The 24,683-nt window shown below is 72.2% G+C and carries 23 protein-coding genes and 2 pseudogenes; 23 read left to right on the top strand and 2 right to left on the bottom strand.

Going from position 1 to position 24,683, the window contains the following annotated elements; translation table 11 throughout:
- The first annotated feature begins 8 nt into the window (after positions 1–8).
- From ACZ4EG_RS26235 to ACZ4EG_RS26160, 16 genes and pseudogenes are all read left to right on the top strand, one after another.
- Complete coding sequence (locus ACZ4EG_RS26235; RefSeq protein WP_453553661.1) at positions 9–692, top strand: hypothetical protein; 684 nt, start codon at positions 9–11, stop codon at positions 690–692.
- The gene (locus ACZ4EG_RS26230) at positions 692–1,423 is read left to right on the top strand and encodes a hypothetical protein (protein WP_453553659.1); all 732 of its coding nucleotides are present in this window, start codon (positions 692–694) and stop codon (positions 1,421–1,423) included. The genes ACZ4EG_RS26235 and ACZ4EG_RS26230 overlap by 1 nt, the downstream gene beginning before the upstream one ends.
- Positions 1,424–1,425: 2 nt before the next feature.
- Positions 1,426–2,190: an alpha/beta hydrolase gene (locus ACZ4EG_RS26225; protein WP_453553657.1), complete on the top strand. Its 765-nt coding sequence runs from the start codon at positions 1,426–1,428 to the stop codon at positions 2,188–2,190.
- A gap of 7 nt (positions 2,191–2,197) precedes the next feature.
- Positions 2,198–3,178, top strand: coding sequence for a nucleoside-diphosphate kinase (locus ACZ4EG_RS26220; RefSeq protein ID WP_467792302.1), 981 nt, complete (start codon positions 2,198–2,200; stop codon positions 3,176–3,178).
- Positions 3,175–3,849: an HAD family hydrolase gene (locus ACZ4EG_RS26215; RefSeq protein ID WP_467792301.1), complete on the top strand. Its 675-nt coding sequence runs from the start codon at positions 3,175–3,177 to the stop codon at positions 3,847–3,849. The genes ACZ4EG_RS26220 and ACZ4EG_RS26215 overlap by 4 nt, the downstream gene beginning before the upstream one ends.
- Entirely contained in the window at positions 3,833–4,081 is a 249-nt protein-coding gene (locus ACZ4EG_RS26210; protein ID WP_467792300.1) for a (2Fe-2S)-binding protein, read from the top strand. The genes ACZ4EG_RS26215 and ACZ4EG_RS26210 overlap by 17 nt, the downstream gene beginning before the upstream one ends.
- A gap of 230 nt (positions 4,082–4,311) precedes the next feature.
- Positions 4,312–5,007 carry a 2OG-Fe dioxygenase family protein gene (locus tag ACZ4EG_RS26205; RefSeq protein WP_467792299.1) on the top strand — a complete coding sequence of 232 codons (696 nt, stop codon included), beginning with the start codon at positions 4,312–4,314 and terminating at the stop codon, positions 5,005–5,007.
- Positions 5,008–5,033: 26 nt separating this feature from the next.
- Positions 5,034–6,113, top strand: a complete 1,080-nt coding sequence (locus tag ACZ4EG_RS26200) for an iron-containing redox enzyme family protein (RefSeq protein ID WP_467792298.1) — start codon at positions 5,034–5,036, stop codon at positions 6,111–6,113.
- Between the two features lie 14 nt (positions 6,114–6,127).
- Positions 6,128–7,006, top strand: a complete 879-nt coding sequence (dapF, locus tag ACZ4EG_RS26195) for a diaminopimelate epimerase (protein WP_453553645.1) — start codon at positions 6,128–6,130, stop codon at positions 7,004–7,006.
- Between the two features lie 4 nt (positions 7,007–7,010).
- Positions 7,011–8,114, top strand: coding sequence for an aminotransferase class I/II-fold pyridoxal phosphate-dependent enzyme (locus ACZ4EG_RS26190; RefSeq protein ID WP_467792297.1), 1,104 nt, complete (start codon positions 7,011–7,013; stop codon positions 8,112–8,114).
- Positions 8,111–9,463, top strand: coding sequence for a hypothetical protein (locus ACZ4EG_RS26185; RefSeq protein WP_467792296.1), 1,353 nt, complete (start codon positions 8,111–8,113; stop codon positions 9,461–9,463). Before ACZ4EG_RS26190 ends, ACZ4EG_RS26185 begins: the two co-directional genes overlap by 4 nt.
- An 18-nt stretch (positions 9,464–9,481) precedes the next feature.
- Positions 9,482–10,798 carry an MFS transporter gene (locus tag ACZ4EG_RS26180; protein ID WP_467792295.1) on the top strand — a complete coding sequence of 439 codons (1,317 nt, stop codon included), beginning with the start codon at positions 9,482–9,484 and terminating at the stop codon, positions 10,796–10,798.
- On the top strand, positions 10,795–11,556 hold the full coding sequence (locus tag ACZ4EG_RS26175; protein ID WP_453553637.1) for a PIG-L deacetylase family protein: 762 nt from the start codon (positions 10,795–10,797) through the stop codon (positions 11,554–11,556). The genes ACZ4EG_RS26180 and ACZ4EG_RS26175 overlap by 4 nt, the downstream gene beginning before the upstream one ends.
- Before the next feature lie 67 nt (positions 11,557–11,623).
- On the top strand, positions 11,624–13,048 hold the full coding sequence (locus tag ACZ4EG_RS26170; protein ID WP_467792294.1) for an ATP-grasp domain-containing protein: 1,425 nt from the start codon (positions 11,624–11,626) through the stop codon (positions 13,046–13,048).
- Positions 13,048–13,400 (top strand): annotated as a pseudogene (locus tag ACZ4EG_RS26165) (ATP-binding protein); the annotation flags it as partial. The gene ACZ4EG_RS26170 and the pseudogene ACZ4EG_RS26165, both read left to right, overlap by 1 nt.
- Before the next feature lie 317 nt (positions 13,401–13,717).
- Complete coding sequence (locus ACZ4EG_RS26160; protein WP_467792293.1) at positions 13,718–15,286, top strand: arylsulfotransferase family protein; 1,569 nt, start codon at positions 13,718–13,720, stop codon at positions 15,284–15,286.
- 49 nt (positions 15,287–15,335) lie between these two features.
- Here ACZ4EG_RS26160 and ACZ4EG_RS26155 read toward each other — a convergent pair whose 3' ends face one another.
- Positions 15,336–16,307, bottom strand: a complete 972-nt coding sequence (locus ACZ4EG_RS26155; RefSeq protein WP_467792292.1) for an SMP-30/gluconolactonase/LRE family protein — start codon at positions 16,305–16,307, stop codon at positions 15,336–15,338.
- Positions 16,308–16,454: 147 nt separating this feature from the next.
- Between ACZ4EG_RS26155 and ACZ4EG_RS26150 the strand changes: the two genes are divergently transcribed.
- Entirely contained in the window at positions 16,455–16,895 is a 441-nt protein-coding gene (locus tag ACZ4EG_RS26150; protein WP_453553629.1) for a MarR family winged helix-turn-helix transcriptional regulator, read from the top strand.
- Here ACZ4EG_RS26150 and ACZ4EG_RS26145 read toward each other — a convergent pair.
- Positions 16,867–18,084 carry a serpin family protein gene (locus ACZ4EG_RS26145; RefSeq protein WP_467792291.1) on the bottom strand — a complete coding sequence of 406 codons (1,218 nt, stop codon included), beginning with the start codon at positions 18,082–18,084 and terminating at the stop codon, positions 16,867–16,869. The genes ACZ4EG_RS26150 and ACZ4EG_RS26145 overlap by 29 nt on opposite strands.
- Before the next feature lie 87 nt (positions 18,085–18,171).
- Between ACZ4EG_RS26145 and ACZ4EG_RS26140 the strand changes: the two genes are divergently transcribed.
- The 6 genes and pseudogenes from ACZ4EG_RS26140 to ACZ4EG_RS26115 all read left to right on the top strand — a co-directional run bounded on the left by ACZ4EG_RS26140 (position 18,172) and on the right by ACZ4EG_RS26115 (position 24,607).
- Entirely contained in the window at positions 18,172–19,386 is a 1,215-nt protein-coding gene (locus ACZ4EG_RS26140) for a DUF4190 domain-containing protein (RefSeq protein ID WP_467792290.1), read from the top strand.
- Between the two features lie 147 nt (positions 19,387–19,533).
- Positions 19,534–20,286: a GntR family transcriptional regulator gene (locus ACZ4EG_RS26135; RefSeq protein WP_453553623.1), complete on the top strand. Its 753-nt coding sequence runs from the start codon at positions 19,534–19,536 to the stop codon at positions 20,284–20,286.
- A gap of 297 nt (positions 20,287–20,583) precedes the next feature.
- Positions 20,584–20,778 carry an SPOR domain-containing protein gene (locus ACZ4EG_RS26130; protein WP_467792289.1) on the top strand — a complete coding sequence of 65 codons (195 nt, stop codon included), beginning with the start codon at positions 20,584–20,586 and terminating at the stop codon, positions 20,776–20,778.
- A gap of 30 nt (positions 20,779–20,808) precedes the next feature.
- On the top strand, positions 20,809–21,219 hold the full coding sequence (locus tag ACZ4EG_RS26125; protein WP_453553619.1) for a (deoxy)nucleoside triphosphate pyrophosphohydrolase: 411 nt from the start codon (positions 20,809–20,811) through the stop codon (positions 21,217–21,219).
- Positions 21,220–21,317: 98 nt separating this feature from the next.
- Positions 21,318–21,747 (top strand): annotated as a pseudogene (locus ACZ4EG_RS26120) (ATP-binding protein).
- 271 nt (positions 21,748–22,018) lie between these two features.
- Positions 22,019–24,607, top strand: coding sequence for a SpoIIE family protein phosphatase (locus tag ACZ4EG_RS26115; protein ID WP_467792288.1), 2,589 nt, complete (start codon positions 22,019–22,021; stop codon positions 24,605–24,607).
- Positions 24,608–24,683 lie beyond the last annotated feature (76 nt).

Raw genomic sequence — 24,683 nt, 5'->3', positions numbered from 1 at the left:
AGCCACCCATGCTGGAAGATCTCGACCGGCTGGTCGTCGACTGGTCGGACCTGCCCAAGGCCCGCGCACAGACCCGGGAGATCCTCACCGCGCTCGCCGAGGACAAGGCGACGCTGACCCAACTGCTGGAGCGCGCACGGGAGGAGGAGGACCTCTTCGACAAGTGCGAGCACCACCGGCTGCTGGACAAGCTGGTCATCTACGACGCCCTGGACCGCGGTTTCCGTATCCGCGTCCACGTCTCGACCGAGGATCACCGGGACCGGCCGCACGACCACCGGTTCACCTTCACGTCGCTGATCATGCGCGGACAGTACAAGCACGTGCGGCACGAACTGGTCGGGCGCCTGTCCGACGAAGACATCCCGCAGAACGCCCAGGACGACTTCGACGCCGTCCCGACCGACCTGCGGGTCGTGCCCAGGTTCGTCACCAACGAGCAGGCGGGCAACTGCTACACGCTCCACCACAGCGAGATCCACACCACGTACACCACCCCCGACACCGTCTCCCTCTTCCTTCGCGGCCCCGCCGAGAAGGAGCGCTCGATCATCACCGAGCGCGAGACCGGCCGGGTGTGGTGGCGCTTCGGCGAGGACAAGGAGAAGGCCGAGCGCCGCGGCAGCAAGCGCATCAGCAAGGACTACTTCGACGAGCTCACCGGCCGCCTGCGTGCCATGGAGGTGCTGTGATGGCCACCCGCCCCGGCGACGACCTGCTGGACCCGACCCCGGCGATCCTGCTGGCACCGCCCTCCGAGGCCGAAGTGACGAAGGCCGAGGCCCTGATGGCCTCGCTGCCCACCGTTCGCTGGGACGAACTCGAGCGCGCGGCGGAGATCACCGACGCGATCGCCCGCCGCCTGGGCGACGACCACGCGCTGCTGCGCACCCTGGTGGCCCGCGCCATCCGGACGCCCGAGCTGCGGCGGAAGTTCGAGTGCCACGCCCTGGACGACAAGATCGTCATCTGGGACGACCAGGAGAAGGGCCTGCGCATCCGGCTCCGGCTCGCCAACACCGACCAGTACGAGCGGGTGCACAACCACCGCTACAGCTTCACGGCGTACATCCTGCACGGTGCCTACCAGCACACGCTCTACGCGACGGACCAGCCGCTGGACGAGACGGCCGATGTCTCCCGGTTCTGGCCGTACTTCGTGCGCGAGGAGCCGGTCGGCCGGGTCATCACCCTCGACCACGAGCAGCTGCACACCACCATCACCGAGCCCGAGACCATCTCCTTGATGATCCAGAGCCCGGCCCAGAAGCGCCGCGCGTTCATGATCCGGCGCGACAACGGGGACGTGTGGTACCGCTACGGCACCGCCGACGAGTCCGAGGAGCGCCGCTCCGAGGTGCTGATGTCCGACGAGCGGCTGCACCACTGGCTGTCGCGCCTCGAAGCGTTCGGCCTGCTGTGAGCATGTCCTACGGCCACCTCGGCTACGGTCCCTCGCACTGGCAGCGGATCGATCTGTACGGGCCCGCAGAGCCGGAGGAGACCGAGGCGACGGTGGCGGGGGCGGCCGTTCCGGCCGCCCCGGTGGTGCTGGTGCACGGCGGCTTCTGGCGGCACGACCGTACGGCCCAGGACCTGGAACCACTGGCCTGTGCCCTGGTCGCACGCGGTCACCGGGTCGCCGTGGTGGAGTACCGGCCGACCTGGGACGGCGGCGTCTGGCCGGCCGCCGCCGACGACTGCCGTGCCGCGCTGCTGGCGCTGGAGGAGTCGGACGCGAGCTGGGCCGGTGCGACGCTCGTCGGGCACTCGGCCGGCTGCCATCTGCTGCTCGCCTCGATCGCCGGGACGGCCCGTGGAGCCACCGCGGTGCTGCTCGCCCCCGTGACCGACCTCGCCGAGGCATCCCGCCTCGGGGCGGGCGGCGGAGCCGTGGACGACTTCCTCGCCGCCCATCTGGCGGCCGGGGGCAGCCACGAGCAGGCCACCCCCGAGCCGCACCCGGCCGATCTCGCGTCGCTCACCGTCGTGAGCGCCGAGCACGACCAGGCCGTGCCAAGAAAATTGACGGATCTTCAGTTGGACGACTGGTCCAGGCGTGGACTGCCGGTGACATCCGTGCGGGCGCAGGACGCCCGGCACATGCACCTGGTGAACCCGGAGCGCCCGGCCTGCCGCTCCGTCGTACTGCCGCTGCTGGCGGACCACGCCTCGATCGTGGAGGAATGAGAGAACGATGACGGCGACCACCGCCGAGGCAGACCTGGGCACGCACCTCGTGCCGGAGACGAACATGTCCGCCGTCAGCCCCAGGGCGTTCGACTCCCTGACCGCGGACCCGCGCAAGCGGGCCGCGTACCGGCTGGACCCCTATGCCCGGGAGGGGCTCGACCTGTTCCGCTCGCCCGGCGAGCGCGCCTGGCTCTACACGACCACCTTTGTGGTGATCAAGCCGGACGCGGTCGTCGGCCGCCGCGGCGGGCTGGTTCTGGAGATCCTGGGCGAGGAGGGCTGGCAGCCGATCGCGGCCCGGCCTTTCACCTTCGACCCGCTGCTGACCAGGGAGATCTGGCGCTACCAGTTCAACGCCGCCTCCCGGCAGCGGATCGCGGTGGTGGATCACCTGCTGGGATCGAGCCCCTCGCTGCTGGTTCTGCTGCGCGACACCCGCCGGGCGGACGGGCTGCCGGCGAGTGTCCGCCTGACCGCGGCGAAGGGGGGTGCCGATCCGCAGGCGGCCCACGCGCGCGATCTGCGTACCCGGTTCGGCAGGGTCAACGGCCTGTTCAACTTCATCCACACCGCTGACGAACCGGCCGATCTGGTGCGGGAGTTGCGGCTGTTCTGCTATCGGACCGGCACCGACTGGCTCCGCGCCGCCCTGACCGCGACACCGTCGTCCACCACTGAGGAATGTCCGGCCCGAAGCCTGCTCGCCGGCCTCGAGGCCGACGCTCCGACCCACGACCTGGACTCGGCGCAGAGCCTCACCCGGCTGGTCGCCCGCTCCGACGTCTGGGGGAGCCTCGCCCGCGAACACGGCACTCGTGACGCCGTACGACGGTGGCTGTCGGCCCTGGACGAGTCCGACCTCCCGCCGGGCACGGCCCGATGGGACGTCCTGTCGGTCCTGACAGACTGGATCGACTGCAACGAGCCAGGCGTCGCACCCCTGTTGGCGACCGTCTCGGCGACCGACTGGAGGAAAGCAGCGTGACGTTCCTTCCCCTCGCTCCACAAGCCGTCGTCTTCGACTGCGACGGGCTGCTGGTCGACACCGAGGTCTGCTGGACCAGAGCCGAGACCAAGATCTTCGCCGCGCACGGTCACGACTTCGGCCAAGAGCAGAAGGCCCTGGTGATCGGCCGTACGCTGGCGAGCGCGGGCGAGGCGATGGCCGACTACTTCGGCAGGCCCGGAGCCGGCCCCGAACTCGCCGCGGAACTCTTCGAGCTCGTACGGCAGGAACTGGCCGGCGGTGCCGAAGCCCTGCCCGGGGCGGCCGAGCTGGTCAAGGCCTGCGCCCGGGCCCTCCCGGTCGGGGTCGCCAGCAACAGCCCCCGCGAACTCCTCGACACCGCCCTCACCTCGGCCGGCCTCGCCGACCTCTTCCCGGTATCCTTCGCGGCCGACGAGGTGGCGGACGCCAAGCCCGCCCCCGACCTCTACCTGAAGGCGTGCGAGGCGTTGGGGGCGGCGCCGGGGGCCTCGGTGGCCTTCGAGGACTCGGCCACCGGGATCGCCTCGGCCCGGGCCGCGGGGCTCTTCGTGGCAGTGGTGCCGTCGCTGCCGGGGAGCGAGCTCGACCACGACTGGCTCGGCGGCAGTCTGGCCGAACCCGAACTGGTGAAGTGGGCGGCGGGACTCGGGTATGACATCGCCCTGTGACCTGCTGGTCTGTCTGTGCTCCCGGGTGAGCGAGGGTGAGCTGGTCGCGGCCATCCGCGCCGGGCACCGGGACGTCGCCGCGCTGCGCGAGGCCACCGGGGCCAACACCGGCTGCGGCGACTGCCTGGAGGACCTGGAGGACCTGCTGGCCGACGAGGCGGAGCAGAACGCCCCGGCGGAAGTCGGCCCGCAGCAGCCTGCACTGCACCATGCTGAGGGCGGACCCCTCTAGCCCGCGGCGAACGGCCGGGAGAGGGTGAGCCAGGAGGACGGCTCCGCGAGCGCGAGCCGTTGTCGCTCAGCCGGCCGGCAGGCCGGACCCGTGAACGGGTGGAGCGCTCCTCCCTCTCAGCCATTCGTATCGCTGCCCGCCCTCGCCGCGGAGCGCGGAAACGGCCTCCACCCGTATCGGCCGGGCCCGGTCCGCGGCCGTCGGCGCGACTTCGCAGGAAGGACATCACCATGGCTCTCGGCACCGACGGTTTCGCCCTGATCGACCTGCCCCCCGCCCCGGCCGAGGTACTCGCCAGCTACGAGGACCTGCCGGTCGACGCCTACATGGGCCATGGCACCCGGTACAAGAAGTTCTCGCAGTACCGGCTGTCGGCGGCGCGGGACGGTGCGGGATGGGACTTCGAACGGCTGCCGCACCGCGACTACACCGCGTACCGGAAGTTCAACCCGGTCGGCGGCGGCAAGCGGCGCACCTACCTTCCGGTGGCGGTGGATTTCACGCCGCTGATCGACGCGGGGGCGCGGTCGCTCGGGCTGGACCGGGGCGAGGACTGGCAGATCAACCTGCACCAGAACCGCACCTGCGCCGCACCCGGACGCCCCGGTCCCCTCACCCCGGAGGGCGTGCACCACGACGGCCACGAATTCGTGATGATCGGCGTGCTGCGCCGGGAGCGGGTCGGCGGCGGCGAGACCCGGCTGTGGCGACCGGACGCCCCGCAGCCGTTCTGGACCGGTGTGATCCGGCCCGGCCAGGCCGTACTCCTCGACGACCGGGCGATCGCCCACGACGTCACCGATGTGCTGGCGGCCGGTGATGAGCCGGGCCACCGGGACATCTTCATCGTCGCCTTCTCCCGCTGGAGCGAGAAGTGGTACGGCGACGAGCACGACGCGGCCGCCTTGACGCACAGCGAGAGCTGAGCAGCACAGAAACGGTTCTTTTCTGTATGGACACCATGGACACCGACTTCACGGGCCTGTTGGACAACAGCCTGCCGGCCGCGCTCCGGGCACTGCTCGCCCTGCCCGCCGACGACCTGCGGCGCGCCAGCGAGGACTACGGCTTCCGCGGTGAACTGGCCGCCGTCTGCCGCGCCCTGACGGCGCGCGCGTACGGAAAGGCGGAGCAGGCCGCGCTGGAAGAGGTGCACGCGGTGCTGGCCCTGATCCACGACCGGGACTTCTCCGGCGTCGCGGTCACCGACACCGACCGCGAGGAGCAGCCGATCCTGCGGGACGTCGCCGCCCTCCTGGAACACGCCGTACTGCGTCACGAGACGGAGCGGGTACCCGCCCGGGAGCTGACCGGCTACCCGGAGACGGGACCGGAGTACGTGCGCTGGCTCAAGGCGATGGTGAGCCGGCACCCCGCGGGCTGGCACCCGCTCTACCACCAGCACCTGGGCGAGCACGGCAGCGTCGAGGACCTGCGGCTGCTGCTGGCCCAGGAGACCAATCTCGACCCGCGCTTCGACGACATCCTCGCCGCGATGCAGATCGGCCGGCAGGGCGCGGAGAAGATGGAGATCGCCGCCAACTACTGGGACGAGATGGGCAACGGCGACCCCGCCCAGGTGCACACCACGCTGTTCGGCCGGGCGCTGGAGGCGGTCGGCGCCGATCCGCGCTACATACGCGAGACGTTCCTGCCGGAGGCCGCCGTCTCCGGCAACATCTCCTCCTTGCTGGCGCTCTCCCGCCGCCACTACTACAAGGCTGTCGGCTACTTCGGGGTCACCGAGTACCTGGCCCCGCGGCGCTTCCGGTGCGTCGTCGACGCCTGGCGCGGTCATGACCTCGACGAGGTCGGCATCGTCTACCACGACCTGCACATCGGGGTGGACGCCGGCCACGCGGCCGGCTGGTTCAAGAACGTGGTCGGCCCGCTGGTGACCGCGGACCCGCGGGTCGGCCGGGAGATCGCGCTGGGCGCCGCGATCCGGCTCAACACCTCGCAGGACTACCTCGACGCCCTGCTGCGGCGCATGCACGCCACCGAGCGGGTCGCCGCCTCGGCAGCCTCCTGAAGGGAGGACCACCGGTGCGCCAAGACGCCTGGAAACCCGCCGACTTCGTCAAATACGAGGCGCTCGGCAACGACTACGTCGTCATCGACCCGCGGTACGCCGACTTCGCACCACTGCCCGAGAACGTCCGGCGGGTGTGCGACCGGCACCGCGGCCTCGGCGCCGACGGCCTGCTGTACGGACCGCTGCCTGCCGCCGACGGCTTTCGGCTGCTGACCTTCAACGCGGACGGCTCCGAGTGCGGCGGCAGCGGCAACGGACTGCGGATCTTCGCCTGGTACCTGCGCGAATCCGGCCACACCGAAGCGGACGTGATGACCCTGCGCACACCCTCGGGGACGTCCACGGCGACGATCGTCGACGGGGACGCCGGCGTCGTGCGCGTCGGCCTCGGCACCGCCCGCCCCGACAGCGGCGCCGTCGGGGCGCGCGGTCCGGCCCGCACCATGCTGCGCGAGCCCCTGGACGCAGCCGGCCGGCGGTGGGAGGCCGGCTGCGTACGGCTGGGCAGCCCGCACTGCGTGCTCCCACTGGCCGACGGCCCCGCCGACGCGGAGCTGGCGCGCCGGGTGGGCGCCGCGGTCAGCGGCCACGACCTCTTCCCCGACCGGATCAACGTGGAACTGCTGCACGTCACCGACCGCGAGAACCTCGGCATCGAGGTCTTCGAGCGGGTGGCCGGCCACGTGCCGGCCTCCGGCAGCGGTGCCGCCGCCGCGGCGTACGTGGCCCACGCGCGCGGCCTGTCCGGCCCCCGGGTCACGGTGAACATGCCCGGCGGCCGGGTCGCCGTGGACATCGGTGAGGACGGAACGGTGTCCCTCACCGGCGAGGTCGGTCCGGTACTGCGCGGGCACTGGGCGCCGCGGCTCGCACGATCGCTGTCGGGGTGACCCGATGACGACCGCGCTCACCGACGACGGGTACCCCATGCGCCGCTGGTTCTTCGAGGACGCGGCCGGCCGCTACGACCTGGACCTGGGCGACAGCTTCGTGGACTGCGGATCGGTGGACGACCTGCCGTATCCCGCCGGCCTGTTGCTGGACTACGGCAGCAACCGCGGCAGCGCCCCGCTGCGCGAGCTCGTCGCCGGCCGCTACGGCCGGCACGCCGCCGACGTGGGCGTCACCCACGGCGCCCAGGAGGCGCTCCACCTGCTCCACCGGGTCCTGCTGCGCCCCGGCGACCACGTGGTGGCCTTCACCCCCGGCTGGCCGCAGGCCTGGGAGGTGCCCACCGAACTGGGCTGCCGGGTGGACCGCGTGGGCACCACCCCCGACGGCGACCCGGACATCGCGCACGCGGTACGGCTGATCGGCCCGCACACCAGGGCCGTGGTGCTCAACTCCCCCTGCAATCCCACCGGACGGCGCGTGCCGGAGCGGGACGTGGCCTTCTTGGTCACCGCGCTCCGCGCCCACGGCAGCCACCTGATCCTGGACGAGGAGTACGTGGCCGACCTCGCCCGCGACTCGCTGCTCGGCCGCTACGAACGGGCCGTCTCGGTCTCCGGCGTCTCCAAGGTGTACGGCTTCCCGGGGCTGCGCACCGGCTGGATGTGCGGGCCCGCGGACCTGGTGGCGGCCGCCATGGAGCGCAAGCACTCCACCACCCTCGCCAACTCCGTGCTCACCGACGCCCTGGCGGCCGAGGTGCTGCGGCGGCACGACCACTACCTCGACCGCTACCTGCGGCTGACTTCCGGCGGCATCAACGTGCTGCGCGACTGGGTGGCGCGGCACCGGGACGTCTTCCGGCTGCTGGAGCCGCAGGGCACGCCGTTCGCCTGGCTGGAGATGACCGGTGCCGGCACCTCGTTGGCCTTCTGCCGTGAGGTGCTGAGAGCCGGGGTGCTCCTGATGCCGGCGGAGGTCTTCGGCACCGAGCGCGGCCTGCGGATCACCTTCGCCCGCGAGGAGTCCGTCCTGCGCGAGGGGCTGCGCCGCATCGACGCGGTGCTCGCCGCGCACGGCCGGAGCGCAGGGCGGGCGGACTGTTGACCACGACACACACCGCCGACCTGTGGTCGCGGCTGCTGCCACCCCGCGGCACGGCCGACCACCCGCGCGCCGCGGTCCGGCTGTTCGACGGCGTCAAGGGGGCCGATGGCCCATGGCGTCCGGTGCGGCCGCTGCTGTTGGACGCCGGCACGTACCGGGACCTGGTCCGGCTGTCGCGGCGGGCGGCCGAGCTGGTGCTGGCCGCCGCGCGGCGCCGGGCGGACACCGCCGGCGACCTGCTCGCGGCGCTCGGCTCCCGGCCGGAGGACTACCCGCTGCTCGACCCCCGCGACCCGGTCGGGGACCGGCTGCTGACCGCGGTCCGCCCGGACATCCTCATGGAGGACGGCGTCGCGCGGTTCGTGGAGTTGAACGTGGACGGGGCGCTGGGTGGCGTACTGCAGGCCGACCTGCTCAGCGGGCGCTTCCTCGACCGCTACCGTCGCTGCGGCCTCGCCGGCCGGCTCGGGCTGTCCGCGGCCCCGTCCGCCGTGCGGGCCAGGGCCGAGGCGCTGCGCAGCTTCCTCGGACTGCCCCGGGGCGCCACCGCCCAGGTGCTGATGCCGCACTTCACCGGGGGGCATCTGCCGGGGCTCGACGACTGCGCCCGGTTCGCCGACTGGCTCACGCCCGTCTTCCGGCACGCCCGGGACCACGGCATGCGGATGTTCGCCCATCCCCTGACCGCGCTGACCACCGCACCCGACGGGACCCTGCTGGCCGGCGGAAGAGGGGTCGACGCGGTGTTCCGGACCTTCGTCAGCCACGGGGAGCCGCCCAGCGCCGGACTGACGGCGCTCCGCCGGGCGCTGGACGCCGGCACCGTGCGGATGTTCACCCCGGAGAGCACCATGCTGCTCACCAACAAGACCACGCTGGCCTGGCTCTGGGACGACCTCGACCTGCTCGACCCGGCGGACCGGCGGCTCGTCGAGACCCACGTGCCCAGGACCGTCCGGCTCGGCCCCGCCGACCGCGACACCCTGGGCCGCGCGCTGCGGGACCGCGCCGGCTGGGTGCTCAAGCCCGCCGACGGCTTCGGCGGCAGCGGCGTCGTCGTCGGCGCCGCCACCGACGACGCGGGTTGGCGGGCGGCGCTCGACCGCGCGGCCCGGCAGGGCGGGCACGTGCTCCAGCGGTACGTCGACGCCGACCGGACGGCCCTGCGGTTCGTGCGCACCGCGGACGGCGAGGTCGCCGACGCCGAGGTGCCGTACGTGCTCGGACCGTTCCTCTACGGACTGCGGGGCAGCGGTGTCCTGGTGCGGCACGGCACACCGGCCGCGGCGGGCGTGCTCAACGCCGGCCGGGGGGCCACCATGAACACCGCCCTGCTGGCCGGTGGTTAGCCGATGCCCCAAGGCCTGATGAGCCGTCCGAGGCACGCGTTGAAGCTGGACTTCCGGTTCCGCACCTTCCAGGTGTCGGTCCTGGGCTCGAACCTCGCGGACGGCATCTACCTCGTCACCATCCCCCTGCTCGCCCTGTCGCTGACCGGTTCCGCGCTCGTGGTGAGCGCGGTCGGCGTAGCGCTGCGCGCGCCGTGGCTGCTGCTCACCCTGCCCGCCGGCGTGGTGGTGGACCGGTTCCCGCCGCTCAGGGTGATGCGGGTGGCGTCCATGGCCCGGCTGCCGCTGGTCGCGGTGCTGTGCGTGCTCGCCTGGCAGCGGCTGCTGCCGGTATGGGGGCTGGTGACCGCGGCCTTCCTGATCGCCGGGTGCGGCACCTTCATCGACGTGGCGGCCCAGTCGCTGGTACCGCGGATGGTCCCCAAACCGCTGATCCCGCGGGCCAACGCCAACCTGCAGTCGGGCCTGACGCTGACCCAGCAGTTCGCCGGCCCCGCGCTGGGCGGTGTGCTGGCGGCGGTCACCGGCGCCGGGATCGCGGTGTCGACCACGCTGTACGCGGCGACCCTGTCCGGGCTGCAGGCACTGCACCGGCGGCTGCCCGGGGGCGGTGACCGGGACGCGGGCGTCACGCCGGGCAGACGGCTGACGCTGCGGGCGATGTTCCGGGACCTGGGCGAGGGCGCCCGGTACTTCCGCACCCGGCGCGATCTGATCGGCCTGGCGGTGGTCGCCGCGACCGGCAACCTCGCGTTCGCCTCGGTCACCACGATGCTGCCGCTGTGGGTGGTCGCCCCCGGTCGCCTGGGACTGCCCAAGCCGGCACTGGGGTTCATCGCCGCGGCGCCCGCGGTGGGCGGCCTGCTCGCCGGGGCGGTGGCGGCGCGGATGCTGAGCCGGTTCGGCGGGCGCGCGGTGCTCGGCTTCTGCGCGCCGGCCGTCGGTCTGTGCTTCGTGCTGATCGCGGTGCCCAGCCCGTTCGCCGCCTTCGGGGCGATGGCGTGCTACGGGGGGTTCACCGTGGCGCTGAACGTGATGAGCATGTCGCACCGTCAGTCGACCATCCCGGAGCACCTGTTCGGCCGGGTCAACGCCGTCTACCGGTGGATCGTGCTGGGCGTCTCCCCGTTCGGCGCCGGGCTCGGCGGCCTGGTGGCCGACCACTTCGGGGTGGCGGCCGTCTTCCTGTGCGCCGGCGCGTTCGCCGGCGGCGCCGGGGTGCTGCTGCCCGCCCTGCTCTTCCGCGCTTCACCTCCGGATCCGGACCGGAGCCAGGACCCCGGACCGGACCGACGCACCGACGCACCGACGCATCGACAAGGACGTGACACATGACCGATCCGCTCCTCGAACTGCCCTCCGACTGGCAGCGCGCCCTGGCCATCGTCGCCCACCCGGACGACGTGGAGTACGCGGCCGCGGCCGCCGTCGCCACCTGGACCGACCAGGGCAAGGAGGTCGTCTACCTGATGGCGAGTCGGGGCGAGTGCGGCATCACCGGCGTGGATCCGGAGAAGGCCAAGCCCGTCCGGGAGGCGGAACAGCGGGCCAGCGCGGCGGTGGCCGGGGTGACCCAGGTCGAGTTCCTGGACCACCCCGACGGCCTGATCGAGTACGGCCCGCGGCTGCGCCGGGACTTCGCGCACGCCATCCGGCGGCACCGGCCGGAACTGGTGGTGACGCTCAATCACCACGACCACTGGCGCGGGGTGTCCTGGAACACGCCTGATCACCGTCACGTCGGCCGGGCCGCGCTCGACGCGGTGGCGGACGCCGCCAACGAGCATCTGTTCCCGCAGGAAGGCCTGGATCCGTGGGAAGGCGTGCGCTGGCAGGCGGTGGCCAACTCCCCGTACCCGACCCACGCGGTGGACGTGACGTGGGCGGTGGAACGCGGCGTGCGGGCGGTGCTCGCCCACGACACCTACCTGCGCGCCCTCACCGACGAGGACCCGGAGGAATACGTACGCGCCTTCCTCGGGCGGAACCTGTCCGCCGCCGGCGCACGGTTCGGCGGCCGGCCCGCGGTGCCGTTCGAGGTGTTCCACCGCGACCCCTACCGCGAGCGCGCCGGCCAGCTCCACTACCGCTGACCCGCGCCCCCTGTCCCGCGGGTCGAAACCCGGGTCGTGGGGCCCCGAACCCGAAAGGAGCCGCGCCGTGCACATCGCGGTCGTGGACGCCAACCCGCCGTCGTTGCGGGCCCTCCTGCTCGCGAAGGCGGCAGGGCACCGAGTGACCTTCCTCCAGCCGCCGCTGACCCAGTACGCGCTCACCGGCGAGAACCTGAGCATCGTGCACTGCGTGGACACCCTCGTCGACGGGATCGACACCACGGACCCGGAGGCCGTGGTCGCCGCGCTCGCCGAGTGCCACGCGCGGCACCCGATCGACGTGGCCGTGGCATTCCAGGAGCTGGCGGCCGAGGCCGTCGCCCACGCCTGCCGGGAGCTGGGCCTGCGCGGTACGGCACCGGAGGCAGTCCTCGTCGCACGGCGCAAGGACCGTTGCCGGGCGGCGTTGGAAGCCGCCGGGCTGGACTCCGCCGCCTACGTGCTCGCCGCCGACCAGGACGCGGCGCTCGCCGCGGCGGAGCGCATCGGCTACCCGGTGGTCCTCAAGCCGCCGTCCGGCAGCGCCAGCCTGCTGTCCCACGTGGCCCGTGACGCGGCCGAGGCGCGGAGGGCCGCCGCCGACGTCCTCGCCGGCCAGGACGCGGTGCCACCGCACTGGCGCACCCAGTTCAGCCGGGGCGTGCTGGTCGAGGAGCTGCTGGTGGGCCGGATGGTCTCGGTGGAGATCGGCGCCCGGGACGGCGCGTTCTTCCCGTTCTGCGTCACCGGCAGGTTCCGCTCGCCGCGCGACGAGGTGATCGAACTGGGGTCGTGCGTCCCGGCGGACCTGGCTCCGGCGCAGAGCGCGGCGTGCGTGGCGTACGCCGAAGAGGTCTGCCGCGCGATCGGCGCCGACTTCGGCATCTTTCACTTGGAGATCATGCTGACCGAACGCGGCCCGGTGCTGGTCGAGTTCAACCCGCGCATCATGGGCGGCGGGCTGCCCAACGCCTACCGGCACGCGACCGGCCAGGAGATCTACGCCTCCTTCCTGGACCTGGTGACCGGCGCACCGGTATGCGTCCCCGAAGGCTTCGCGGGGTGCACCGCGGTCTTCGTGGTCACCGCCGAGACCGGTGGGCGCCTGCCGGCGACGGCGTCCCTCTCCCCGCTGCGCGATGAGGACGGCGTGCTCGAGGTGCTCGGCTTCGACACCTACCGGACCGGGCCCGGCCGGCTGGTCGTGCCAGGCCAGACGGTGGCCCGCTTCATCCTGCGCGCCCCGGACCGCAGGACGGTCGTCGCCCGGGGCACGCGACTGCTGCACCGGCTGGAGGAGACGCTGGGGTTGACCCTGATGACGGGTGACAAGGACGCCGAGGGCGGGGCGGCGATGCTTCATGCCCCCATCACTCTGTCGATCACACCCCTCAGCCGACCTGACGTGACGGCTCCCGCGCGGAGTCGCTGGAGCGCGAGCCGCAAAAGGTCTCGGCAGGGGTCGGGAGGGAGCGGCCCGGCCGGTGCGTGATGCTGCGCGGGCGACGCCGGGTGGGCAGAGCGCGGCTGGTCGAGCGGTTCGTGGGCCGCTCCGAGGCACCGTTCTTGTTCCATGCGGCCACTGGTGCGTCGCCGGGGGACGATCTGGCACGGCTGGCCCGGGACGCCCAGGCATCGACGCTGCCGCCGGCGCAGCTGGTGGCTGCCGCGCGGCCGGACAGCCGGGACGCCGCCTTCGATGTGCCGGCCGCGGCGCTGCCCGCCGACCGGGCGAGCGTGCCGGTCATCGACGAGGTGCCCCGTACCTGTTGGATGCCGACGGCGCTTTCGAGGGGATGCTGCAGCGGGCCTGGGACCGGGTGCTGCGCCTTACACGAGTCCTCACTCATGGGCGCTCCATCGCGCGAGTCGATCCATTCCTGTCCGGCAGCGTCCAGTCACTGATCGTTTCAGGATGAGCCCCTGTCACATGACCGGGTGAGCCCCCACCCGCCGATTGGCCCACCCCCGTGGCTTCGCGCAGACGTAAGGCGTCCTTGGCGGCTTACCGTCACCCGGGGAGCAACTTCCGATCTTGTTGCCCGGTGCCAAGGAGGCGGCCATGGTGTCGCGAGAGTCGTGGGGTCGCCGGTCGGGGCGGAGGGGTCGGCGCGCCGTCGGGGTCTGTGCGCTTGCTTTGGGGTGCGTCGTGGGGAGCTGCGTGCCCGCCGCGGGTGTGGCGGGTCCGGAGGGGGACGCGGCCCGGCTGTGTGCCACGACTCCCTATCCGCCGTCGCAACCCACTCCGCCGCCGATCCTGTCGGGCAGCGACGTGTGGAGTTTCGTCTCCGAGCCCGGTCTTCACCCGATGCGGGTCAGCGTCACCGCGCACCGGCCGGGGACGGCTCCCGGCGGCATCTTCGTCGGGCCGTTCAGCGCGGACCAGATGATCGGCCAGACCGGGGCGCTCATCAACGACGACTCCGGTGATCCGGTCTGGTTCCGTCCGCTGCCCTCCACGAACCTGCAGAACGCCGACTTCAGGGTGCAGACCCACTACGAGGGCCGCGGGGGCCGGGGACGGCCGGTGCTGACCTGGTGGCAGGGCACCCTCGCGCTTCCTCCGGCGTACACGAATCTGCCGGCCGGCGCGCCGGAACCGGGCGGGTGCTACTACATCTACGACACCCACTACCGCCTGCTCAGGACGGTCTTCGCCCACCACGGCTACTACCCGGACGAGCACGAATTCACCCTGACGCGCAGGGGCACCGCACTGTTCATCGCGTCCAGGCCGGTGCCCATGGATCTCACGCCCTACGGGGGTCCGGAGAACGGAGCCATCGAGAACAGTGAGATCCAGGAGGTCGACCTCGCCACCGGCCGGCTCCTCTACTCGTGGAACGCGCTGGACCACCTCGACCCCGCCGATTCCGAGGAGGCGGCCTCGACCGCGTCGTCGTCCGGCGGCGTGTGGGACGCCTTTCACATCAACTCGGTCGACGAGGGTCCCGACGGCCGGCTGCTGATCTCGGCCCGGAACATGTGGGCGATCTACGACGTCACCAAGAAGTCCGGGCGGATCCGCTATCAGATCGGCGGGAAGAAGAGCGACTTCACCTTCGGGCCCAACGCCGACTTCTACTGGCAGCACGATGCCCGGTTCCGGCCGGGAAACCGGATCAGCATGTTCGACGACGGCTGCTGCGACCTGCCCGACGGCTCCCCAGAGCAGCGCTCGCACGGTCTGATCCTCAACCTCGACTTCCGCGGGCGGAAGGCGACCGTGGACCGGGCCTACTACCATCAGCCGCCGCTGGAGTCACCGACCCAGGGCAACACCCAGGCCCTCGCCAACGGCAACGAGTTCATCGGATGGGGCCAGAGCCCGTACTACTCGGAGTACGCGGGCGCGGGGAACACCGAGGCCGACGCCGCACGGAACCTGCTCTACGACGCGAAGCTGCCCGGCTCCGACATCTCCTACCGGGCGTTCCGGAACGAGTGGACCGGCACGCCGTACTACCCACCGAGCGCGGCGGCACGCACCGACGGCGGGCACAACGTCGTCTACGCCTCCTGGAACGGCTCGACCGAGACCCGGGCATGGCAGGTGCTGGCCGGGGCTGCCCCCGACCGGTTGTCCGTCGTCGCCCGTCATGTTCCTCGGGACGGGTTCGAGACCGCCGTCAGCACGAACAGCGCCGGGCCGTACTTCCAGGTGAAGGCGCTCGATGCGCAGGGCAAGGTCCTTCGCGCCTCCCGCGTCGTGACTCTCTCGGTCGGGTGAGACGAGTCGGGTGAGATGCGCCAGGGTCGCCGGCCTCGATGCCTGACCGTCAGATTCCCCGCACGGACGCCACGGTGAACGGCGACTCGGGGACTCCGGGGCCCATCGGCCCGCCCTTGTCGAACTGCGAGCGTACGACCAGCAGCCATCCCCGGTCGCGGACCAGCGTGGTCGGGATCTGCAGCGCGGGGTCGGTGAACCGTCGCTCCAGACGGGCCGAGCGGCCGTCCGGTGACAGCCGCCACCGGGTGATCGTGTCGACGGCGTTGTGCGCGGCCCACAGCGTGCCGTGCGCCAGCTCCAGACCGTCGCCGTGCGTCAAGTCACCGCCGTACAGGGTCACTTGACGTACGGCCCCGGTGGCGACGTCCACCCGGTAGAGGCCGCCGCCGGTCATGTCGACGGCGAACAGCCGCTGCCCGGCCGGGTCGACGACGATGCCGTTGAGGGTGAAGGCGTCGGGGGACCCCGGGTCCTTGACGTAGCTCAGGTCGTAGGCCGGGGTCAGCGTCCCGCGCGGGCCGCGGGCCAGGTCGGCGGGGGTAACGCGGTAGATCACCGCGCGGGTGCTGTCGGTGAGGTAGGCCGTGCCGTCCGGAGTGACGGCCAGGTCGTTGACGAAGCGGGGCGCGTCGCCCGGCACCTCGAAGCGGGCGATCAGGGACCGGTCGCGCAGGTCGTAGACGTCGACCCCGGCGGTCGAGTCGATGACCCACAGCCGTCCGGCCCGGTCGGCCTTGAGTCCGTTGGCGGTGGCGCGGCCGTCGGCGCCCGCGGGCAGGAACACCTCCGCGGTGCGTGCCCCGCGACCGGCGCGGTAGACGGCGCCGGTCGTGTACGAGCCGACGTATATGTCCCCGGTGCGCGGGTCGAGGGCGATCCCCTCGGGGTAGACACGGTCGCCGGGGAGCGCGAAGGCGGTTGACACGCTGGGCGTGGTGGCCGCGTGCGCCGTGGGGGCGGCCGCGGCTACGGCCAGGGCGGCGGCGGTGGTGGTGGTGAGGAACGTGCGGCGGTGCATCGAGCGGGACACAGTGGTGCCTCTCGGTTCGGCTTCTCACGGGATGATGGGTATGAACTTAGATTAGAGCTCTAATCATCGTCAACGTATTAATGCCCTGCAGTCCCGTGGAGGGTGCACCGACGCAGGGGCGATTAGCATGCGCAGATGACGTCCATGCCCGCCGCCGAGCGCCTCGGTTCCCACCTCAAGCGGGCCGAACAGGCCCTCGCCGCGACCAAGTCCGCGGTCCTGAAACCGGCCGGCCTGACCGTCGCGCAGTACTCGGCGCTGCTCCACCTCTCCGGCAACCCCGGCATCAGCGCGGCGGCCCTCGCCCGGCTGTGCGGGGTCACTCCGCCGACCATGAACACGGTCCTGAACAACCTCCAGGACCGTGCCCTGATCGAACGCACGCCGCACGAGTGGCACAAGAACGTGCTGGAGACGAGGCTCACGGACGAGGGCCGCGCCGTCATGAACGATGCGGACGCGCGGGCCGTACGGGTGGAGCGGGCACTGGCCGCGGAGTTCACGGACGAGGAGCGGACGGCGCTGACCGCGCTCCTCGCCCGTTGTGTCACCGTCCTGGAGCGGGAGCGCCCATGAGGCCCGGGGTGCTGAACGGCGTCGGTTCCGTGACCCAGCCGGCCGCGAGCACCAGACGCGTCTCCCGGTGCACGGCGAGGAACCCGAAGGGCCGGTCGAACGCCACCTGGACGACGGTGGTCTCGTAGCGGTACCGCGGAGGACCGCTGCCCGCCACGGGCATCACGGCCGTCACCGCGGCGGCGCGGAACCCGAGGGCGCCGAACTGGGCGACCGCCGACTGCCGGGCCGCCCCGACGGCCAGCGGGGAACCGCTGATCCCCGGAAAGTGCCCCTGCCGGGTGTCCCGCGCCGTCGTGAGCCCGAACAGGCGGTGCAGGGCCAGCAGATCGTGGTCCGCCTTCACCTCGTACGCCACCGTCCTGATGTCCAGCGTCGTCGGCTCCGGGGTGAGGGAGGGCCGCCGCTCGACGCGCAGGCCCGGCCACGCGTCCCCGTACGGGAGACGGCCGCCCCCGACGACCGGAAGCGCCCGCTCCAGGATGCCGACGCCCGCCCTCAGCACCTGCCCGGGGGCCATCCGCTCCTCGCCGAGCAGCAGGTGGACGTCGATGCCGTTGTCGCCGGGCACCTTCAGCGAGGTGACGAAGCCGTCGGGTGTGTTCGTCACACCGACCCGGTCCGGCCGCACGCTCCTGCGGTACAGCCCGAGCAGCGTACGGCCCTGCCACGGCCCGGCGGCCGGCCGCAACGGCAGTTCCCGGAACGGGTGCGGCCAGTTCGTGCGCAGGGCGAGCGCGCAGGCGAGCACCATCCTGGCGTCCTCCGACAGCTCGACCGGCATCCGCTCGATCAGCCCGCCCGTCCGCTTCGCCGCCCACGCGTCCAGCGCCTCCTGGGAGGCGGCGAGGTCATGGGTGAGCACCCCGTGCGCCTCGGCGGGCAGCCCCGCACGCCACTCCTCCCGCAGCTCCAGCGCGCGGTCCGTCCACAGGCCGAGCGCGGAGTCCAGGCCGGGCATGGCGTCCATCGCGGCCAGCAACTCCCGTGCGGCGTACGCCGCCTGCTCCGCCGGCACCCCGATCGCCGCCGCGAGCTCGGCCCGCGCCGGACCCGCCGCGCCGTCGGCCAGGAAGGCCAGCAGCGGCCACACCCCGGCGGCCGAGAACACCGTGCCCTCCTCCGAGACCCCCGCCCATCGCGCGGTCAGTCCGTTCACCGCCCGCACGGTCGCATGTGTGACCCGCATTCCACCCCCGTCGGCAGCGCGCTTACCATGCGCCCAGTCGTACGTCAGTTCAGCGTCACCGCCGCCCGACCCAGGAGCACGGTACCCGTGTCCATACCCCCGCCTCCCGGCCCCCAGCAGCCCGAAGGGCAGCACCCGTCGTATCCGCAGGGCCCTTACGAGCAGGGGCCGTACGGTCAGGGCCCCTACGCCCAGGGCCCGTACGGCGGACTGCCGTACCAGCCCTGGGCCCAGGGCTACAGCCCCTTCAACCGGCCGGCGCCCGTCAACGGGCTCGCCATCGCCGCCCTCGTGCTCGGCATCCTCTGCTTCCTGCCGGGCGTGGGACTGGTCCTCGGGATCGTCGCGCTGGTCCAGATCAGGAAGCGGGGCGAGCGCGGCAGGGGGCTGGCGATCAGTGGCTCCGTGCTGTCCGGGATCGGGCTCGCGCTGTGGGTGCTGGCGCTCGCCACCGGCGGGGCCTCCGACTTCTGGGAGGGCTTCAAGGAGGGCGCGCGTGGCGGCGCGAGCCTGTCGCTGGCCAAGGGCGAGTGCTTCAACGCGCCCGGCGGCTCGCTGTCCGGCGAGACGGACGACGTCGACAAGGTGTCCTGCGACCATGCGCACGACGGCGAGGTGTTCGCCTCCTTCAGACTGAAGGGCCGCTCCTACCCGGGCGACGGCCCGGTCACCAAGGCTGCCGACGAGCGCTGCTACGGGCTCCAGGACAGCTACGCGATGGACGGCTGGGCGGTCCCCTCCGACGTCGACGTCTACTACCTCACCCCGACCCGGGACAGTTGGAGCCTGGGCGACCGCGAGGTCACCTGCGTGTTCGGCAACACCGTCGAGGGCAAGAACCTGACCGGCTCGCTGCGCAACGACGAGACCGTCCTCGACGCGGACCAGGTCGCCTATCTGAAGGCGGCTCATGTGCTCAACGCCGCCATGGAGAGCGCACCCGACGCGGAGTACGTCGAGGACGACCTGCCCGGGCACAAGGCATGGGCGGGCCGGGTCGAGGTGGCGCTCGCCGCGCAGGCCGGGATGTTGCGCGGCCACTCGTGGCCGGCGGACGCGAAGAAGCCGGTCGCCACGTTGGTCGTGGAGATCGACAAGTCCCGCGCCGAGTGGGCGAAGGCCGCCGCGGCCGACGACGCCGACACCTTCTACGACCACTACGACAAGGGCTTCAAGCTGCTCGACCGGAACAAGACGGTCACCGCCCGCAAGGCTCTGGGCCTGGCCACGACCCCGCCGTCCTACGAAGACGACAGCGGCGGCTCCGACAGCGGGGGAGACGGCGGCGGTATGGAGGTGTGATCGCGGCTATAGCGGGGAGAAAGTGCCTGCGTAAAGCCCTCGCGAGCCACAAGTCATCACATCGAGTGATTCTCTGGCCTTTGCTTGCACGGCACAACCCACGGTTGCCACTCTGTTGCTGTCTGTACAATCTGATGGGAGCGGCCAGTGACTTTCGGTGAGCAGCCGGCGTATCTGCGTGTCGCGGGTGATCTCCGCAAGAAGATCGCCGACGGTTCGCTGCCGCCCCATACCCGGCTCCCCTCCCAGGCGAGGATCCGCGAGGAGTACGGGGTCTCCGACACCGTCGCCCTGGAGGCCCGCAAGGTGCTGATGGCCGAGGGCCTGGTCGAGGGCCGTTCCGGCTCGGGGACCTATGTGCGCGAGCGGCCCGTGCCCCGGCGGGTGGCCCGCTCCGGGTTCCGCCCGTCCGGTGGCGCCACTCCGTTCCGCCAGGAGCAGTCCGACGCCGCCGCGCGCGGCACCTGGGAGTCCAGCAGCGAGCAGACCGAGGCGAGCGGCGCCATCGCCGACCGGCTCGGCATCCGGCCCGGCGAGCGCGTGATGTGCACCAAGTACCTCTTCCGGGACGGTGGAGAGCCGATGATGCTCTCCACCTCCTGGGAGCCCCTCGCCGTCACCGGGCGCACGCCCGTGATGCTGCCCGAGGAGGGACCGCTCGGCGGCATGGGCGTCGTGGAGCGGATGCGTGCCATCGACGTCATCGTCGACAACGTCACCGAGGAGGTCGGCGCCCGCCCCGGCCTCGCCGAGGAACTGCACATCCTCGGCGGTGTGCCCGGTCATGTCGTCCTCGTCATCCAGCGCACGTACTACGCCTCCGGCTGCCCGGTGGAGACGGCGGACGTGGTCATCCCCGCCGACCGCTATCGTGCCGCATACCACCTCCCGGTGAAGTAGCGCACACCCCAAGGGCAGTTGACCCCGTCGCCCCGCCGATCCGCGGGCTGTCCCGGGCCGTTGGAATCCGGCCGTTTTCGCAGGTGACCCCAGCTGTCCCAGGTGAGCCGCCGACGGGCCGCACCGGGCCGCCCGGACGGCGCATTCATCATCGTGCGCCCCCGGGGGGCTGGCTGGTTGCGTACCTCTTTGTGAAAAGCCGTGTTCGCTGCGTAAAGGTTAGGCGTACGCTCGGGCATATGCGGATTGCGGTTTCCTCGGAGCGCGGGTCCATGGGGAGCGGAGGGGTGGGGCGCCATGAGTGAAGGGACGGTCTCTCTTCCCTGGCTCGTGATACGGCAGGACGACAACGGCAATCGCTACCGCGTGGGCAGATACGCGACGCGGGCCGAGGCCCAGAAGATCGCCGACAGTCTCGACGGCCGCGGACACAAGCAGCTCTACTGGATCGAGCGCATCGCCCAGAACGGAGACGGCGGCACACGCAACTGACCCCGTCCGCGCTCCCGTAGGCTCCCGCCCATGACGGAACGGATCGTGGTGGTGGGAGCCGCCCTGTTCGACGGCGATCGCCTGCTCGCCGCGCGCCGCAGCGCACCCCCCGAGCTGGCCGGCCGCTGGGAGCTGCCCGGCGGCAAGGTCGAACCCGGCGAGAGTCCCGAGGCCGCCCTCGTGCGCGAACTGCGCGAGGAGCTCGGCGTCGAGACCGAGGCCGTCGAGCGCGTCCCGGGGGAGTGGCCGCTGAAACCCCCGTACGTGCTCCACGTGTGGACCGCCCGCCTGCGTCCCGGCTCCGCCGACCCCAAGCCCCTCCAGGACCACGACGAACTGCGCTGGCTCGCCCCCGGTGAGATCTGGTCCGTGGACTGGCTCGACCAGGACGTCGCCGCCGTACGACAGCTCGGGATCCGCCCGGAGGCGGGAGCGGGCTGAGATTTCCTACGCCGTTCGTGCCACACTGCGGGCCCCCGGGCGGTACCGCACCCCGGATATCGGGTATGTGCCCATTAACCCCACGAAACCGGACATGGGTGGGCTCGCTTGCCTGGGAAGTGATCGGGCGTGATCGACACCGAAGGCGACTGTGCCGAATGGACCTTCCCCGCGGATCCCGGTGCTGTGCGCACCGCCCGCACAGAGGTCCGGGCCCAGTTGCTCGGCTGGGGGCTGGATGCCCTCGCGGACATGACGGCGCTGCTGGTCAGCGAGTTGGTGACAAACTCGCTCCGGCATGCCACCGGCCCCATCGGCGTACGCCTCGTACGCCCCACCGGCCTCGGCGACACCCTCCTGGTCGAGGTGTCGGACCCGCTCCCGGATCCGCCGCACGAACGGGTCGCCCATCTTGAGGACGAGAGCGGCCGCGGCATCCAACTGGTCGCCAGTTCCTCGCGCCGCTGGGGAACACGGCCCGGCGACAACGGCAAGACGGTCTGGTTCGAGCTCGCGGTTCCCGGCTGAACCGCGAGCCGCAGGGGGCGCCAGGGGTGTACAGCCCCCCTCCCGCCGTCCATGGAACGACACTGGCCGGTGACCATTGCCGGAGTCTGTGGTTCGAGGGCGTGTTCCCTGGTTAGAAGACTGGGAGTGTTGTCGCGGTCCGGTCCGAAAACCGCTTGGGCCGACCTGTGATCGTGAACACCGTGTCGTGCGGCGCCGTAGTGCTGGATACTGCGGGCAGCCGCCTCCGGTGACCGGTGCCGGACGCGGTGAGCTGGAGGGGACGGTTCGCGTGAGCGAGATACCAGCGAAGGCCACGGAGTCCGAGGACCCGTCGGACGGCGCGAGGGCGGGGGGCGTGGATTCTGCCGCGGCTCCCGGAGACGCCATGTGGCAGGTCAGTCCGCCCGGCTCCATGTACGACTACATCAAGGTCGCGTCCTTCTCCATCGGCCCCGGCGGGCTCGTCGACCAGTGGAGCCTGCGCGCCGAGCAGCTCTTCGGCATCCCCGCCGAGCGCGCCGTCGGCATGGACCCCATCGAGGCCTTCATCGACGCCGATCTGCGCGAGCGGGGCCAGCGCAAGATGGCCGAGATCCTAGACGGGCGGGAGTGGACCGGGGTGGTCCCCTTCCGGATGCCGGACTCGGCGGACGCGGAGCGCGGGGAGGAAGCCCTCGCCGAGGTCTACGTCATGCCGACCCGGACCGCCGAGGGCGACCGGGCCGCCGTCTGCATAGTGGTCGACGTCCGCACCCTGCGCAGCATCGAAACCGACCTCGCCGCCTCGCAGGCCATTTTCGGTCAATCTCCTTTCGGCTTCCTGCTGATCGACCCCGACCTGCGGGTCCGCCGCGCCAACATGCGGTTCGCCTCGATCTTCGGCGGTACACCGGACGACCACCGGGGCAAGGGAGTCCACGACTACCTGCCGCGGAGCGAGGCCGAGCGGGTCGCCGCCACCCTGCGCCGGGTCCTGGAGACCGGCAACTCCATCACGGACATGCACGTCACGGGCTTCGTGCCCGGGTCCGAAGAGCGCCGGCACTGGTCCATCAACCTCTATCGCGTGCACAGCGGCAGCGGCCGGCCCATCGGCATCGCCTGGCTGGGCACCGACATCACGGCCCGCCGTGCGGCGGCCCGCGAGGCGGCGGCCGCACGGCGAAATCTCGCCCTTCTCAACGAGGCGGGCGCCCGCATAGGCAACTCCCTGGATCTGGAGACGACGGCCCGCGAACTCCTCGACGTCGTCGTGCCCGGCTTCTGCGACCTCGCCACCGTCGACCTCTATCAGGGCCTCCTGGCCGGCGACGAGACCCCGCCAGGACTGGCCGACGGCAGCGCGGAACTGCGCCGGGTCGCCTACGCCAGCGCGGTCTCCGACGCGCCGTTCGTCGGCGGCGGCTCACCGGTCGCGGTCGGCGCGGTCCACCACTACCCCTTCAACTCGCCCTGTGCGGACGCCCTGCGCACCGCCCGCCCGCAGAACGTCCCCGCCGAGGAGGGCGGCCTCGTCCAGTCCACGCTGGCCGTCCCGATGGTCGCCCACGACACGGTCGTAGGGCTCGCCCAGTTCTCCCGGACGAAGGGCAGCGAGCCGTTCGGCGAGCGCGACCGGGACCTCGCCGTGGAGCTGGCCGCGCGGGCCGCCGTCTGCATCGACAACGCCCGCCTCTACCGCCGCGAGCACGAACGCGCGCTGATACTGCAGCGGTCCCTGCTGCCACCGGGTGATCCCGAGGCGTCCGGCCTGGACATCGCGTGCCGCTATCTGCCCGGCAACGCGGCGACCGAGGTCGGCGGCGACTGGTTCGACGTGATCGAACTACCCGGTCACCGCACCGCGTTGGTGGTGGGCGACGTCATGGGCCGCGGTCTGCGCGCGGCGGTGGCGATGGGCGAACTCCGTACAGCCGTCCGCACGCTGGCGCTGCTCGACCTGGAACCGGCCGAGGTCCTCTCGGCGTTGGACGAGATCGCCCGCGGCCTCGGCACCCCCGGCGGCGTCCAGCAGGCGACCCGCGCCGCCCGCCAGCCCCGCGACGCGGACCTCTCCGAGGTCTATCTGGCGACCTGTGTGTACGCGGTGTACGACTCGGTGACCAGACGCTGCACGTTCGCCAACGCAGGCCATCTGCCGCCGGTGCTGGTGGAGCCGGGCGAGGCGGCGCTGATGCTGGACGTGCCGCCGGGCATGCCGCTCGGCGTGGGCGGTGAGCCGTTCGAGGAAGTGGAGGTCGAACTCCCCGAGGGCGCCCTGCTCGCTCTCTACACGGACGGACTCGTCGAATCCCGGCACCACCCCCTCGACGAGGGCCTCCAGGCCTTCGTGGGCGCGCTCACGGACCCGACCAGCCCGCTGGAGGACGTCTGCGACCACGTCCTCAACACCCTCGACACCCATCACGGCGAGGACGACATCGCCCTGCTGATGGCCCGCGTCCAGGGGCTGCCGGCCGACTCGGTCGGCGACTGGGCGCTGCCGCGCGAGCCGCGCAGCGTGGGCCGCGCCCGGGAGTACGCCCGGGGCCAGCTGGTCAGCTGGGATCTGGAGCCCCTGGTCGACACCACGGAGCTGCTGGTCAGCGAGCTGGTGACCAACGCGCTGCGGTACGGCGAGGGCGAGATCAGACTCCGGCTCCTGCTGGACCGCACCCTGGTCTGCGAGGTCTGGGACTCCGGCCTGGTCCAGCCCCGCCGCCGGCGCGCCCGCGACACCGACGAGGGCGGCCGCGGCCTCCAGCTCGTCGGCCTGCTGAGCGCAGCCTGGGGGTCCCGGCGCACACCTCGCGGCAAGACGGTCTGGTTCGAACTCCCGCTCCCCGACGGCGAGAACACCTTGACGGACCCCGCGGAGGCGTTGCTGAGCCTGTTCTGAGAACGGGCGGCGCCCGGGGCTGGTCGTGCAAGTCCCAGCAGACCGGTCCCACTCCCGGGGGAGCCTGCGCCGGTCG

It is taken from the genome of Streptomyces sp. NPDC025638, assembly GCF_055558775.1.
This window is presented reverse-complemented; position numbering and strand designations above follow the sequence as displayed.